Annotated in this window: 14 protein-coding genes and 1 pseudogene; 12 read left to right on the top strand and 3 right to left on the bottom strand. The window is 66.0% G+C overall.

Annotation, left to right across the window (positions count from 1 at the left end; translation table 11 throughout):
- Positions 1 to 245 precede the first annotated feature (245 nt).
- The 4 genes from PV679_RS10575 (at position 246) to PV679_RS10560 (ending at position 4,928) form a co-directional block, all read left to right on the top strand.
- On the top strand, positions 246 to 920 hold the full coding sequence (locus tag PV679_RS10575; RefSeq protein WP_319679855.1) for a Crp/Fnr family transcriptional regulator: 675 nt from the start codon (positions 246 to 248) through the stop codon (positions 918 to 920).
- A 134-nt stretch (positions 921 to 1,054) separates the two neighbouring features.
- Entirely contained in the window at positions 1,055 to 1,951 is an 897-nt protein-coding gene (locus PV679_RS10570) for a hypothetical protein (RefSeq protein WP_319679854.1), read from the top strand.
- Between the two features lie 14 nt (positions 1,952 to 1,965).
- Positions 1,966 to 4,014 carry a hypothetical protein gene (locus tag PV679_RS10565; RefSeq protein WP_319679853.1) on the top strand — a complete coding sequence of 683 codons (2,049 nt, stop codon included), beginning with the start codon at positions 1,966 to 1,968 and terminating at the stop codon, positions 4,012 to 4,014.
- A complete protein-coding gene (locus PV679_RS10560) occupies positions 4,011 to 4,928 on the top strand; it encodes a hypothetical protein (RefSeq protein ID WP_319679852.1) in 918 nt (305 codons plus the stop codon). The genes PV679_RS10565 and PV679_RS10560 overlap by 4 nt, the downstream gene beginning before the upstream one ends.
- Before the next feature lie 269 nt (positions 4,929 to 5,197).
- Here PV679_RS10560 and PV679_RS10555 read toward each other — a convergent pair whose 3' ends face one another.
- Complete coding sequence (locus PV679_RS10555; protein ID WP_319679851.1) at positions 5,198 to 5,593, bottom strand: hypothetical protein; 396 nt, start codon at positions 5,591 to 5,593, stop codon at positions 5,198 to 5,200.
- A 120-nt stretch (positions 5,594 to 5,713) separates the two neighbouring features.
- Between PV679_RS10555 and PV679_RS10550 the strand changes: the two are divergent.
- The 3 genes and pseudogenes from PV679_RS10550 to PV679_RS10540 all read left to right on the top strand — a co-directional run.
- Positions 5,714 to 6,039: pseudogene (locus PV679_RS10550) on the top strand (LacI family transcriptional regulator); the annotation flags it as partial.
- Between the two features lie 88 nt (positions 6,040 to 6,127).
- On the top strand, positions 6,128 to 7,696 hold the full coding sequence (locus tag PV679_RS10545) for an IS1182 family transposase (RefSeq protein WP_319679850.1): 1,569 nt from the start codon (positions 6,128 to 6,130) through the stop codon (positions 7,694 to 7,696).
- Positions 7,697 to 8,485: 789 nt separating this feature from the next.
- Positions 8,486 to 9,061 (top strand): HD domain-containing protein, encoded by a 576-nt coding sequence (locus PV679_RS10540; protein WP_319679849.1) that lies wholly within the window; start codon positions 8,486 to 8,488, stop codon positions 9,059 to 9,061.
- Here PV679_RS10540 and PV679_RS10535 read toward each other — a convergent pair.
- Both PV679_RS10535 and PV679_RS10530 read right to left on the bottom strand, forming a co-directional pair.
- Positions 9,049 to 9,516 (bottom strand): NUDIX domain-containing protein, encoded by a 468-nt coding sequence (locus PV679_RS10535; RefSeq protein ID WP_319679848.1) that lies wholly within the window; start codon positions 9,514 to 9,516, stop codon positions 9,049 to 9,051. The two genes, PV679_RS10540 and PV679_RS10535, sit on opposite strands and share 13 nt — an antisense overlap.
- Positions 9,503 to 10,276, bottom strand: coding sequence for an XRE family transcriptional regulator (locus PV679_RS10530; RefSeq protein ID WP_319679847.1), 774 nt, complete (start codon positions 10,274 to 10,276; stop codon positions 9,503 to 9,505). Before PV679_RS10530 ends, PV679_RS10535 begins: the two co-directional genes overlap by 14 nt.
- A gap of 97 nt (positions 10,277 to 10,373) precedes the next feature.
- On the opposite strand from PV679_RS10530, the gene PV679_RS10525 reads away from it, so the two are divergent.
- From PV679_RS10525 to PV679_RS10505, 5 genes are all read left to right on the top strand, one after another.
- Positions 10,374 to 11,066: an HAD family hydrolase gene (locus tag PV679_RS10525; protein WP_319679846.1), complete on the top strand. Its 693-nt coding sequence runs from the start codon at positions 10,374 to 10,376 to the stop codon at positions 11,064 to 11,066.
- Positions 11,067 to 11,173: 107 nt separating this feature from the next.
- Positions 11,174 to 12,076, top strand: a complete 903-nt coding sequence (locus PV679_RS10520) for a radical SAM protein (RefSeq protein ID WP_319679845.1) — start codon at positions 11,174 to 11,176, stop codon at positions 12,074 to 12,076.
- A gap of 61 nt (positions 12,077 to 12,137) precedes the next feature.
- On the top strand, positions 12,138 to 12,710 hold the full coding sequence (locus PV679_RS10515; protein WP_319679844.1) for a hypothetical protein: 573 nt from the start codon (positions 12,138 to 12,140) through the stop codon (positions 12,708 to 12,710).
- Positions 12,628 to 13,281: an SAM-dependent methyltransferase gene (locus PV679_RS10510; protein ID WP_319679843.1), complete on the top strand. Its 654-nt coding sequence runs from the start codon at positions 12,628 to 12,630 to the stop codon at positions 13,279 to 13,281. Before PV679_RS10515 ends, PV679_RS10510 begins: the two co-directional genes overlap by 83 nt.
- Positions 13,282 to 13,302: 21 nt before the next feature.
- On the top strand, positions 13,303 to 13,881 hold the full coding sequence (locus PV679_RS10505) for a CYTH domain-containing protein (RefSeq protein ID WP_319679842.1): 579 nt from the start codon (positions 13,303 to 13,305) through the stop codon (positions 13,879 to 13,881).
- Positions 13,882 to 14,352: the final 471 nt, after the last annotated feature.

Here is a 14,352-nt window from a genome sequence, read left to right as displayed (position 1 = left end):
ACGTGGAGCATTCGGCTGTCGTTGCGGTATGGCGGGAAATGCTTCGCGACGATGCGGAGGCGTCGACCGTGTCTCCCCGATCGCCAACGATTCGGTGTCCAACGTGCTCAACGCCCCCGAGCGGGTGGCCGTGGCGACCGTGCCTCTGTCGACCAGGCGATCACCGATGTCGGTTCTCGGCCATCGGCCGTCGACGTGCGGCGCGGAAGGTATCAGGTTCCACGTACAAATCGTGAGAGTGGGGTATGCCGACGAGGACGTGCGCCGGGAGGGAACCAGTGCTGCCCGAAGACATGTGGCGTGAACTCCAGAACCAAGGCACACCGCGGACCTTCCGAGAACGCAGCGTGATGCTCCGGCAAGGCTCGCCAGGGACATATCTCTTGGCGCTCACGACCGGTCTCGCCAAGGTTGTGTCACGGGAGCCAGGTGGTGCGACCTCCTGGTTGGCCTTCCGAGGCCCGGGTGACCTACTTGGAGAGGTGTCGGTGTTCAACGGCACCACGCGCACGGCGGAGGTGGTCGCTCTCACGCCCTGTACTGCTCTCGTACTGGAAGCCCAGCGTTTCCGCAGATTCGTCGAGGAGCGCGGACTGGTCATGGACCTGATGCGCCAAGCACTTTCAAGGATGAGGGAATCCGACGTACACCGCACCGAACTGCTGACCTTGCCGCTGGTCGCGCGTTTGGCGCGGGCACTGCTGCGACTGGCCGAGCTGACGGGCGCTGATCCTGAATCCGGTGTCATACGGCTGACTGGACTGAGTCAAGAGGAGATCGGTCAGGCCACCGGTGTGACACGCAATGCCGTTACTGCCGCACTGCAGCAGTTACGGGAGGCCGGCGCGGTGGAGACGGCACGACGAGTGGTCGTCATCAACGACATGAGGACGCTGCGGCGTTGGGCTTCGGCCGGCTGAAGGCGCAACTGTGACGTGAGCCACCGGGGAAGTGCCCTGCACTGTGCACTCGGCCCGGCGGAACGGACGGAGTCTCGAAGCAACCGAACAGCAGCTTCGGTAACCCACCGCAACCGTCTGCGAGGAGTTCACCCATGCACCCTCCTTTGCCCGCTCTGTACGCCGAGAGCCGACCGCTTCCTCCGTACCGTGCCCTCTTCGCCGTTGACGCCAAGGATTTCACCGGTCTTCCCGCGGTGCAGCACGGCCCCGTCAGCCAGTTGATCCCCGAACTCGTTGACCGGGCTCTCGAAAACGCCGGCCTGAATGAGTTGCGCGACTCCAAGAGGTTTCCGGCCAATACCGGAGACGGCGTGGTGTTCGGCTTCGATCCGGTGTTCCTCCCTTTCATCCTCTGGCCGTTCCTGGGCGTCCTGGACGACATTCTCGGCGCGTACAACCAGCAGTCCGTGGGGCCTCGTATCCGCCTCCGTGCCAGCGTTCACGTTGGGCCGTTGCCGGATGCGGACCAGCCCGGCGACGGCAACGGCACAGCCCGCAACGATACGCACCGGCTTCTGGACTCGCGTCCGGTCAAGGCCATCCTCGCTGCGGCGAGCGAGCAGATCACTCACCTCGCCGCTGTCATCTCCCACCGGGTCTACGAGGACGTGGTGCTCGGCGCCTACACCGGACTGCATCCCGATCGCTGTGTCGAGGTGCCGGCCACCGTGGAGGGAAAGAACTTCTCGCAGCAGGCGTGGCTGTACGTTCCGTCGCCGTCAGGGAACCTCCTGGAGGCCGGCGTCCGGCCGCGCGAGGAACCTGCCGAAACCGTGTCACGTGAGCTGGGTCCCGTGAGTGGGTCGGGGACGCGGTACAGCGGCAACACACAGCATGTCGGTGAGGGTGCCGCTCTGATGGGCAACGTCGGCGGCGACTTCACCTATACCGGCCGCTCCGCCTCCTATCACGGAACCAACCAGCACTGGGGGAGCGGGGACAACGTGGGGCGCGACAAGCAGGTCGACGGGCCCAGGGACCCCCGGTGAGCGCGGAGCGGGGAATGCCCCCTCGAACGGATGCCCGCGACGAGGCCGGTGCGGAGACCACTCAGGCTCCTGGGCCGGAGAACTCCTTCCGGGACAACCAGCAGCGAGTCGACCGGGGCATGGCGTTCATGGGCGGGGTTGAAGGCGACGTCTTCTTCTTGGCGGGCGCCGAGTCGCTCGACGAGGCGGTCACTGAGCGGATTCTCAAGCCGCGTTTGCGCGAGGGGCCGTATCCGGCTGCGGAGGTGCGGGAGAGGCTGGACGTCTTCGTCGAGCCGCCCACCTACACGCGATGCCGAAAGGCACTGGACAGTCACGTCCTCGTGGTGCGGGCGCGGGGCAGAACAGGTGTGAGTACGACCGCGTTCGCACTGTTGGCGGAACGGTACGGCGTCGACGGAATCACGGGGCTGGATCCCCTGGCCAATCTCACGACTTGGCGCCCGAAAGGCAGCCGTGGCTATCTGCTTCAAGGGCTTTCCCAAACGGCGGCCGACCCGCTCAATGAGGTGGCACTGAGGGGCCTGGCCGACCTGTTACGACGCTCCGGGGCCCACCTGATCATCACCGTGGCCGAGGGGACGGTGATGGTCCCCGACACCGAGCCGTGGCAAGTGACGCATCTGCCATCCTTATCGGGAGATGTGGCCGCGAAGCGGCTGCGGACCATGGCCGAGACAGATAAGCTCACCGGTCCGCAGATGGCCCGAGCACTGGAACACCTTGCCTCTCGTGAGTTCACCGACTACCTGCGTGCACACCCTCTGCCCGGTGACGGAGCCGATGTAGCCGAAGGTCTGCGCGAGGCGGCCGTGTCTGAAACGTCCGTAGGCTCCGTACTTGAAGATCTGCGGGTCGGCAGTGTCTCGGCCGCGCGCGCGGCGCTGGCGGAATCACGGCACAACGCTGACAGCCTCTCCCTTATGGCCGCCGTCGCATTATTGCCTCGACAAGACCGCACGTTGATCGAGCAGTTCACCGCGGTGGTCCGGCCTCTGATGCTCGAACGAGCAGGACCGGACCAGGCAACAGGCAGCCAGCCGGAGCGACCCGATGTACTCGGTCAGGTATTTGAGGACCGGCTGGCCGCCGTGGGAGCGCGCCTGCTGACGCCGGAATTCGGATCGGGGTCGCGATCCCGCTATCCCGTTCAGCCGGTCGGGTTCTCCGGCCGGCACCGGTCGGAGACGTTGCTCCGACATTTGTGGCTGGACTACGAGGGCATGGCGCAGCTGCTGTGGAAGGCCCTTGACTCCCTGCCTCATCAGTCCGGTGTCGATCTGACGGCGGGTCGGGCGATCGGACGTGCACTGACCTATGCCACCGGACCCAGCACCCTGCGCCAATTGGTTCCCTTCGCCGCGGCGAGCACGCGATGGCGGCGACGCTTGGTCGCTTTCGCACTCGGAGAGATGGTTCAGCACGCCGCACTGACCGGCGTGGTGAGGGATCAGCTACGGCAATGGAGCCGAGCACGCTCGGGCTTCGTCCGGTGCACAGTCGCCGAAACCTGCGCGGGCAGCTATGGCCTGGCTCGTCCTGCCGCGGCGTTGAGGCTTCTGGACGCCGTCCTCGACGGTCCGGACACAGAGGCGGAACGAAGCCTGCGTACCGCGGTCGCCTTCGCACTCGGCGCGCTCCTCACTGAGGAGGCGAACCACACCATTGTGTTCGACAAGGTGGCTGAGTGGCTGGCGTCGGAGAGCGGAACACGGCGTCACGCTGTGGCGGCGCACGTCGTCGAGTCGGTGAGTCTTTCGACGTTTCCCCAGCAAGGAAGCACCGGTGCCGCACGCCTGAGTTTGTCCGACATGCTGGTGGACTACCCCGAGGAAGCCCTTCGACTGGTGGTTCTCGCCCTCGACGATCCGGCCACGTATGAGGCGACGACGAAAGGGTTGCTTCTGATCGAGGAGGACACGGATCCGCGACACCGGACTGACTTCGCCTCCTTTCTCACGGCGCTCGCCGGGATGGCTCACCGACACCGAGGAGTCATTCGGTTCATGCTGCGCCGCCATCGGACTCGAACGACCGGTACAGATGAAGGGATCGCCTCATGACGTATCAACTGATTACGCCTGTGACCTCCTCACCCGCGTGGCGGCTCCTCCGTCTGCGCTTCGGTACACCGGTGGATCGAGCCCTCGTGTTCCTCTCGGAGCAGGGGCTGGATCGACTGGAACCGCCACGTGGTGGTGACTTCTGGGGCTATCCGCGGCCGACCGTACGGGAAGTGCGGCGCGGAGTGTTCTTCGACATAGTGGAGGTGTCGCTCGCGGAACGAAGGTTCTGGGTCGACATCCCCCGGCGCACTGCGACACCGGCGGTTCGCCCGCGTTCCCGCTATGAGGTTGCCTGGAAGATCAGCAACCCAGTCGTTGCCGCGAGGGCCCGGGTCGGCGAGGAAGAAGCCCATCAGCGGATCGTCCGGCATATCGGGGAGCACGCGGCTCTGCCCGGTGTACCTGACCCGCTGAAACAGCCGCCACCGCACTACGGGACCGCCCAGGTTGAGCCGCCCGGTCAACTGCGGGTGATAGATGAAGCGGGTCTCGTGTACTGGTTCCTGGATCCTCCGGACGCGTTCCTGACCGCGCCGGGCACCGGCGCGGTGCCTACCCTTCCGCCGGCCTTCGGCGAGGCCCATCGTGAGGCGTACCGCTTCTATCGCGAAGTGGTTGCGGGCGGACCGGTTGGACTGGCCGCTCTCTGGCTGTTGCATCAGCCCGAGCAGGCAAGAGAAGTGCTCGACTGGACGGTAACCCACAGCAATCTACTTACCGACCGGGACGGCTGGGAAAGGGCTCTGGCGGCGACACTCCAGGGACTGTCGGAGGAGGACAGGGGCTTCGTTGGAGTGAACCTCGCTCGTGTCCTCAGCGATGTCGGCGTTCCACAAGGAGACGAAATCCTGCGGCGGATCGGGCACAACTTCCACCATGACGTAAACGGCGCACACGGGGAGCCCCTGTGACACGCCGAGCCCTGTTCGGTCTTTCTCCTGTCAGGCGGCGCGCTCCCAGTACCGAGTGTGTGGATCCGGACGAGGCGGCGGCACTGTCGCGTGAGCTGATCGCGCTGCTCGGCTTGGTCCCACGGTGCTTGATGGGATCCCAGATAGTCGACGCGCCAGCCGGCCGCAGCGAGTTCTTCGGCGAGGAGCTGTTGGGTGACCTCGGCTCCGCCGATGAGGAGCGGGGGCGGTGTGCGCCGCCAGGCGAAGAGGGCAGTGGGCACGGAGGGTCACCTCGCCCAGAACGTAACGAGAGATTCCACTGCCTGCGCGATCTCCGCCGGGGTCGTGTCAGCGGGGACGACGATCACCTCGCGCGCGATCGGTGACTGGACGCCCGCGACGAAGTAGTCGCGGGCATGCCCGAGGAACGCCGGGTCGTGGAGGAAGTAGCCGGACTCGACCTCCGTGTGTCCGGCCTTCTTGCGTCGCAAGGCCAGCGCCTCGGCCGGTACGTCGAGGTAGACGGTGTGGTCGGGGCGTAGGAACGGAAGCAGCTGGAGACGTTCGCGGAGCTGGTGATGGACGCCGTAGCACGCGGACCACCCGACGACACGTAGCCGCTGAGCCACACCGGCCAGCAGACGGCTCGTCTTCCCGCGCTGCTGCCGGACCCAGGCGGTCACCAGGTGGCGGGAGATGAAGTGGTAGCGGACCTGCTCGGGCGAGAGCTCCTCCGCGTCCAGGACGAGGGCGAGAGCTTCGTCCGTGCGGTTCTGAGCACTGTGCGCGCGGGTCAGTTCGAGGGTGTGCCGGACCGACGCGACGCCTGTTGGCTCCCGATCGCCAAGGGCATCACCCCCATGGCCTCCGCCACACTCACCGGACCATGATAGAGGGCCTTGGCACCGAGAAGGTCCTCATGGACGAACGCATGGGCCACATCGACGGCTCGGTCTCGGCCCGCTATGCCCACGTCACCCCTGGCATGCGCAGGCGTCTCATGCCCGGACTGACGGAGCAGTGGGGGAAGGCGCTCGACGTCCGTCTGGCGATATACCCCACGTCACCGGTGCGCGTGCTCGACGAGCTTCTGCAATCGAGCAGACTCGCTCTCCACGGCGTTGCCTAGAAGACTGCTGAAAATCTTTTGCGTTCTGGCCCCGGACCGGCAGGTCCGGGGCCAGTCTTGTGGGCATGCAGGGGGAATGGGCCGGGAGATGGTCGGGCCGGATGTGTGGGAGACCTGCCGGGAGCTGATACCGGCGGGGAGTGTGTTCGCTTTCCTGGCCGAGCATCGTGAGGTGCTGTTCCCGCCGGAGTTCTTCGCGGACATGTATCCGTCGGCCAACGGACGGCCGTCGTTGCCGCCGCAGGTGCTGGCCGCGACGGTGGTCCTGCAGAGCCTGCAGGGGCTGTCGGACTTCGAGACGGTCCAGGAACTGCGGTGTGACCTGCGCTGGAAGGCCGCCTGCGGGCTGGGCCTGTACGACACCGCCTTCGATCCCTCGCTGCTGACCTATTTCCGGCGCCGGCTCGCCCGCTCGGCCGACCCGACGCGGATTTTCACCAAGGTCAAAGAGGTGGTCACTGCCACCGGTGTCCTCAGAGGAAAACAGCGCCGGGCGCTGGACTCCACCGTCCTGGACGATGCGGTGGCCACCCAGGACACCGTCACCCAGATCGTGGCCGCGATCCGCCGGGTGATCCGTGAGGTCCCCGGCGCCGGCGAGGTCGCCGGCCGGTGGTGCACTGCTCACGACTACACCGACCCCGGCAAACCCAGGATCGCCTGGAATGACGAAGCCGCCCGCGAGGCGCTGGTCGACGCCCTGGTAAGCGACGCGCTCAACATGCTCGGCCGTCTGCCCGAGCGTGAGCTGGGCGAGCGGGCCGCGAACGCGGTGGGCCTTCTCGCCCTCGTCGCAGGCCAGGACGTGGAACCGGCCGAGGACTCCGACGGCCGCGACGGACGCTGGCGCATCGCCAGGCGCACCGTGCCCGACCGGGCGGTGTCCACCGTCGATGCCGATGCCCGGCACATCCACAAGAACCGAACCCGCCACCAAGAGGGCTTCAAAGGGCACGTGTCCTTCGAGCCTGAGGCCGGACTGTTCACTGCCGTCGCGTTAACCAGCGGCTACGGGCCGGACAACCATGAGGCCGCCGTCGCGCTGGACCTGCTGGCCGACGAAGACCACAGCGAGGGCGAGACGCTGACCGTGCTCGGCGATTCCGCCTACGGCACCGGCGACCTGCGTGAACAACTGACCGGCCAGGGCCACGTCCTGGTGGTCAAGCCGCCGCCGTTGCGGCAGGCCGTCCCCGGAGGCTTCACCATTGACGACTTCCACGTCGACACCGACGCCGCCACCGTGACCTGCCCGGCCGGACAGACCGCGAACCTGGGCCGCACCAAGGCCGACGGGGGCCGCACCGCCCAGTTCAAACGGCTGTGCACCGGCTGCCCACTGCGGGAACGCTGCACAACCTCCAAGACCGGACGGGTTATCAACGTCCACCCTCAGCACGAACTGCTGACCGCGGCCCGCGTCCAGGCCGCCACCGATACCGCCTGGCAGGACGAATACCGCCGATGGCGGCCCCCGGTCGAACGCGCCATCGCCTGGCTTGTTGCCCACGGCAACCGCAGAGTCCGCTACCGAGGCGTCATCGCCAACAACATCGCACTCCACCACCGCGCCGCCGCCCTCAACATCCGCCGACTGATCAAACTCGGACTCACCCGCACCAACACCACCTGGCGTCTCGCCCCGGCCACCCCATGACGAAGAAGAGGCCGCCCGGCCTACGGCCGAACAGCCCCTCAACAAGATTTTCAGCAGTCTTCTAGTGGCCATGCGGTTCTGGGGCAGAGCACGGTAGCAGTTCACAGCCAGCGCTCGTCGCGGCACCAGACATGATCTACGCACATGATCTACGCGGCTGAGCCTGACCAGGCGGTCGACCTGATCAGGGGCTGGAACGTGGTCGTCCACCAGTTGGTGGACGTGCTCGCGCCCTTCAATAGGCACGGTCGCCACATTCCTGACCTGCTAACGCCCCGCGACCACGTCGCAGTCGACTCCGCGGTGCGTGGTCGTGAGCCTGTCATCGAGGGGACAGGGATCCCGGCGGCAGAGGTGGGTCGTTGGAGATCGCGGCGATGTCCGGGGCTGCTGCAACCCGGCAGCGTGGGATCCGGCTTCAGCGCTCAACTGCGCGTTGGCAGCCACATCGTGCTGCGGTGCCCCGACGGACATAGCGACACAATCTGCCACCGGGCCGAGCGCACGGGGCTCGAACCCGAGGCACTGAAGTCCGTCGCTATCGGGCTGGTACCGCCACATCAATCTGGTCATGCTGGCGCACGTCTTCCTCGCCGCGATGGCCGCCGCCGAGATTGAAAGGGGGATCGAAGAACGATGAGCTCGACAGCCTTCACCGGAGTTTTATTAAGGCTAATGGTGTTCCACAGTAGCCCGATTCCGCCTGGATCTGTTTCAGGAGGGGAGCACGTCGCGATTGCGGTGTGAGCGTTCCTCAGCCAGTCTGGAGTGCCCGGCTCCCTATGGGGCATGTACGTGACCATGGATGAAGAGACAGTGGGTTGGGCCGCTGGCGTGGCTGAGACAGAGCTTGGCCTTGCTCTTCCCCGGCGGTGGGCGCATTCGCAGGGGGTAGCCGCCCGAGCGGTCGAGCTCGGAAACATCCTTGGCGAGGACTCCGATCTGCTCGTTGCCGCAGCCACCCTGCATGACGTGGGGTACGCGGCCAGGCTGGCCCTCACTGGCTTCCATCCCCTTGATGGCGCCCGGTTCCTCCGGGACGAGCATGGGGCCGATGACCGGTTGGTGCGGTTGGTGGCGAACCACTCGTTTGCGTTGCTGGAAGCTGAGGAACGCGGACTCCGGGACGTGCTGGAGGCCGAGTTTCCGCTGCTCGACGACCAGCGCCTTGTGGACGCGCTCGTCTACTGCGATATGACGACCACGCCCGATGGCGAGGTCACTTCTGTCGAGGCTCGGCTGACCGAGATCACCACCCGTTATGGCGCTGACAGTCTGGTGGGGCGATTCATCCGTCGGGCGGCGCCGGACATCGTCGCTGCCGTGGGGCGGGTGGAAGCGGCGTTGGCGGCTCAACCCAGGTAGGGGTAGGTGCCGGCGAGGTAGTCGCCGATCTGCTGGCGCATGCTGGGGTGGATGTCGTACTGGTCCAAGTCGGATGGCTGGATGTAGCGGACGCCGTCGGCTTCGTCGTTGATGGTGGGCTCGCCTCCCATGGGGCGGCCGATGTACGTGTTCTCGTACTGCTGGCGGATCTCGCCGTCGGTGTAGGCCACGATGTGGTTGGGGTTTGTGTAGACCCCGAGAAAGCCTGTGATCTCGGCGATGATGCCGGTCTCTTCCAGGCATTCGCGGACCGCACACTGTGCCGCCGTCTCACCGATGTCCTGGGCTCCGCCCGGCAGCGCCCACTGGCCCGTATCGCGTCGGCGCTGGAGCAGGATGGCGCCGCTGTCGTCGACGACGAGCAGGTTGTTGGCGGGAATGAGCGTGTTCGCCTTGGGGGCCTTGGGGTCGTTGTAGTACTCAGTCCTGCCCATGTAACGAAGGCCCCTCCTGGTTTGGCGTCCAGGGCCGCGCGGCGGCCCAGACAGCTTCGAAACTCTGAGCGTAGTTGTCGAACCATCCCACAGCGTCAACTCTCTTGAGATGGAGCAGAGGGTTGGCACTGGCCGGCCGGCCCCAGACATGCGGGTTGACCAGAAGGTCGTCGTCATAGCGGAACAGGGAGGCGTACAGCGTGGTGTCGTGCAGTCTGACCTGGCAGCCCGCCTCGGACAATAAGGGCCGGTAGTAGGTCAGGGAAGCGCGGATCTTGGCGGCAAGCGTGTCGCCGATGCCCTCTTCGTGGCCGCGGATGGCCGCGGCTCGGCCGCTCGAATCGCCGAAGCAGAGCCGTACTCGCACCCCGTCTGCCGCGCGCTCGGCAAGCATCTTGGCGACGTGGGGGTTGGACTGGGCGAAGAAGGTGCCGGAGAAGACGAGGACACTGATCTGGTCCTGGGCTCCCTTCAGCAGCGAGAGCCACATGTCCCGTGGAACGCTGGCTCGGTTCTGGTAGGTCTCGACCAGCTCCAATCCCGACCCGGAAGCGGGCTGTCCGGCACTCGGCACCGGGAGTGGCCACAGGAACAACTCCTCCACCCGGAGGTGTTGGGCGACGCGGAAACGGTGGCGCGGATGAGGAACGCGCCCCCCGAGCCACCGGCCGACGGTCTTGGGGTCTACCTCGCAGACTTCAGCGAGTGACTCTGGCGAGACGCCGCGCTGGGCAAGTACGGAGTGCAGTCGCTCGTTCACAGACGCTATACAAGCTGAGGCGGTCAGGAGCGTACAAGGACGTTATGGGACGTTCCTCAGGCGCCGAAGCTCCGACCAGGGTATTTACGCTGGTCGTATGGAACTCATCGTCCTGTGGGACATCGACCACACGCTCATCGAGAACGCCGGAGTGAGCAAGGAGATCTACGCGGCTGCCTTCACGGCGCTGGCGGGAACTGATCCGGCGGAACCGGCGCGAACGGAGGGCCGCACAGATCGCCTGATCATGCGCGACATGTTCCAGCGCAACGGTCTGGCCGAGCCGGACTGGATCGCTGTCGAGGCCGCTCTCGCCGGCGCGGGGGAGGAGCGCCTCCACGATCTCAGTCGGCGCGGAACGGCCCTGCCCGGCGTGCGTGACGTCTTGAAGGAAGCTTCGGCACGGGATGGCTGGGTGTCCTCGGTTCTCACCGGCAATATCGCGGCCAACGCACGCGTGAAGGTCTCGGCCTTCGGCCTTGACCCCCTGCTGGACCTGTCGGTTGGCGCTTACGGGGCGGACGCTCTCCAGCGGCCGGGCTTGGTGGCTGTTGCCCGAGAGCGTGCCCAACGCCTCCGGGACGTCCGGGAAGACGTGCCTGTCGTGCTCGTAGGGGATACCCCGAGGGATGTTGAAGCCGCGCTCGCCACGAGCTCCGGGATCATCGCGGTCGCCTCTGGCGTCCACAGCGCCGAAGAGCTGGCCGCTGCCGGGGCCCAGGTGGTGCTACCGGACTTGACGGACACCGCGCGAATTCTCGGAATCCTGGAGACCTTCTCGGCGCACTGAAAACGTCCCAGGACGTCCCCGCGGCGTCCGGATACGCGGTGATGCGGTCCTTCCTCATTCCGCGAGCATCAGGTCTCCCACCAGGCAACTGCCCCAGGGAGACCCACGTGATCGGGGAAGTCACCGGGATCCGCAGGATCCGGATGCTGTACCTGCAGCTGTTGTACCGCTGCGACTTCGAGTGTCTGCACTGCTTCCATGGCAAGAGGCTCCAGCACGCCGATGCCTTCACCGCGGACGAGGCGATCAGCCTCCTCACGCTTATGCGCGAGCAATACGCCACTGAGGCTGTCACTCTGCTCGGCGGCGAGCCGTTCGTCCACAAGGACCTCGCCCAGGTCGTCCGGTACGCCAAGCAGGATCTGGGCATGCGGGTCGAGATCTGCACTAACGGCTATCGGATCGAGCGCCGGCTCATCGAGATCGCCCCCGATCTGGACCTGCTGCCGGTATCGCTGGAGGGCATCGGCTCGACCAACGATCACATCCGTAAGTTCGGGAGCTACCAGAGCACGTTGAGCGCACTCGACATCGCCCGGGGACTCGGTGTCCGCACCGGTGCGACCCTGACGGTCACCGCTCGCAACATCGACGAGGTGCTGCCCCTGGCGCGCACCCTGCAACACTACGGGGTCGAGCAGTTGAAGCTTCACTGCCTCCGGCCGGTCGGCAACGCGGCAGATCACCCCGAACTCCTCGTCACCGATTCTGCCGCCTACATCCGCCTTCGTGAACAGTTCCAGACCGCCGAGCTGACGATTGAAATGATGGTTGACGAGGACTTGTCCGAGCATGGCGCCCCGGAGATCCGCGCTCCTGTAGTTGGCCCGACGCAGATCGAGCGGATCGAGGCCGATCCGCGCGGCGCACTCACCATGTCCTGCAAGGCGGTTGGCCGCGACTCACACGCCTTCTGGTACGACAAGCTCGCTGACCACATCACCCACCGATCCTCCGCCGGCGACGAACTCACCCTCGCGGTACCGGACGTGGTGTACGGCCGTGTCTGACCAGGCGTCGTTCGAGAGCCTCGAAGGACTCCGTGGCACTGGCAAGTCGACCCTCGCACCCATGCTCGCAACAGCCCGCGGAGCCGTGCTGGTCCCGACCGTGCCTCCCGTCTATCAAGCGCTGCGGCACGAGGTGGGCCTCCGAGGGAATGTCGACTCCCGGATGTCCTTTTACCTCTCGGCCCTGTTCAGTGCGGCTGACCGTATTCAGCGATACCTGTCCGCCGGCACCCCGGTCGTCGTGGAGAGCTACTTCGCCCGCTGCCTGGCCAATCACCGCGCATTTGGGACTGGCCTTGGTGTGACCCTGCCGTCCGATCTATCGCATCCCATCACTTATCACCCGATCTGCGCGGAAGATGAGCGCCAGCGCCGCCTCGCCCTGCGGGAGAAGCCCGTGTTTCGCTGGGACGCACTCGCTGAGATCGCCGCCGATCAAATCGCCGACGCCTACACCTCGTTCCCGATGCACCGCGTCAACACCACCGGACTCAAGCCCGACGAGGTGCTTCAGACGATCATCGCCATCAACGCTCAAGGAGAGCAGCTCAGTGCGCACACAGAGCATGTGGCGGCACACCCTCACCTTCTTCCCACAGTTCCTCGCCGTTCTGAAGGAGCGTGCAGAGCCTGACTCCACCGTTACGGTCATCGGTGCGAGCGACGGCAGGCTCATCCTGCCGCTGGTCTCCGCCGGCTATCGCGTCGTCGCCATCGAACGCGATCCGATCGCCGTTCACGGCGGCGAAGTCCAACTTCCGGGTGACAACACCGGCCATGCGATGGGGCTGATCGAGCGGCTGAAGCTCGAAGGGCTCAATGGTCGGGTGCAGGTCGTAGAGGAGGACTTCCTCGTATCCGAGCCCTTGGGCACAACCAGTGACGCGGTCTGGACGAGCTGCTCATGGCATTACGGTGCCAACCACCGCCGCCCTCTTGGTGAGTTCGTCTACCGCATGCAGCGCCTGGTCCGGCCTGGTGGTTTGTACGGCGCGGAGTTCATGATGCCCGTCGAGCAGCGCCATCACCTGCTTGAGCACTACACGTCGCCTGAGAGGCTCCGACGCTACTTCATCGGCGACTGGGACGTCCTGCTCACCCTGCGGACAGACGAGTTCACCGAGCGGGCCCACGTCGGGCAATTGCAGGACCATACCCCCCGCATGGGCCTTTTCCTTGCCGCCCGCGCGTCCACCCTCTCCTAGAGACACAGGGAAGAAGGACTCATGAAGCACGAGTATGAGGCGAAGTTCCTCGCCGTCGACGTGGACGACCTCCTGGCCAGGCTGGCTGCCCTCGGCGCGACTCAGGCGTTCCCGCGCACGCTCCTCACCCGCAAAATCGACGCCCTTGAAGGTGGCGCCTGGATCCGTCTGAGGGACGAGGCCACTCGATCCACGCTCACGTTGAAGCAGGTCACCGACCCCACCACCATCGATGGCACCACCGAGGTCGAGACCGAGGTCTCGGATCTGCACGCCATGGCCGAGATCCTCCGTACGATCGGATGGCGCGAGGTCCGCTACCAGGAGAACTACCGCGAGGAGTGGCGCCTGGGCGAGGTCGCCTTCGACTTTGACACCTGGCCGGACCTCCCCACGTTCATCGAGATCGAAGGAGCCGACGAGGCATCGGTCCGGCAGGCAGCGGCTCTGCTCGACCTCGACTATTCGGAAGCCCGGTTCGGCAGCGTCGACGAGATCTACAAGAGCGAATCCGGCCGCGACATCTTGGCCGAGCCCACCCTCCTTTTTGCCGACGCCCGTAAGAAGGGTCAGGCCCGGGTGGCAGTTCAGGGCGAGTGACCTTCGAGGCTGAACTGTGCATGTTGACCTGGCCGTGACGCCCCGGTTGATACCCGGGATCGCCGAATTCGCCCGGGGCGGCTTACCAGCACCGGCGGACACCGACGACGGCAACCGGTGGGTGGACGGATATTGCTGGCTCTACTGCGTCCAGGAATGGACCCGTGTTCTGTGGATCGGTCCTGTGAGCGTGGCCGGTGCCCAGGCGGCCATGTACGCCTGCGGCCCCTGCATCCGGGATCTGCACGACCAGGTCTGGCGATCCATCCTTCTCCACGATGAGCCGACGCGATCGGCGCAACCCGGTGTTGCCTCTGAAACGGAGCCGTCCGTTGGACGGCGCGGAGGCAAGCACCGGGCGCGAGGCGGATTCCTGCGCCGTCGCTGAGCGCTGGCCCCAGCCACGACGAGCTGGCCTTCAGCCTGCCCCTGCGCGGACCCAACAGCCACGGGGACGGCCTCCGCCCGCAG

The sequence above is a fragment of the Streptomyces sp. AK02-01A genome, from assembly GCF_033795305.1.
Taxonomy (GTDB): Bacteria; Actinomycetota; Actinomycetes; order Streptomycetales; family Streptomycetaceae; genus Streptomyces.
The sequence above is the reverse complement of the archived record's forward strand: the minus strand, read 5'-3'. Positions and strand labels throughout refer to the sequence as shown.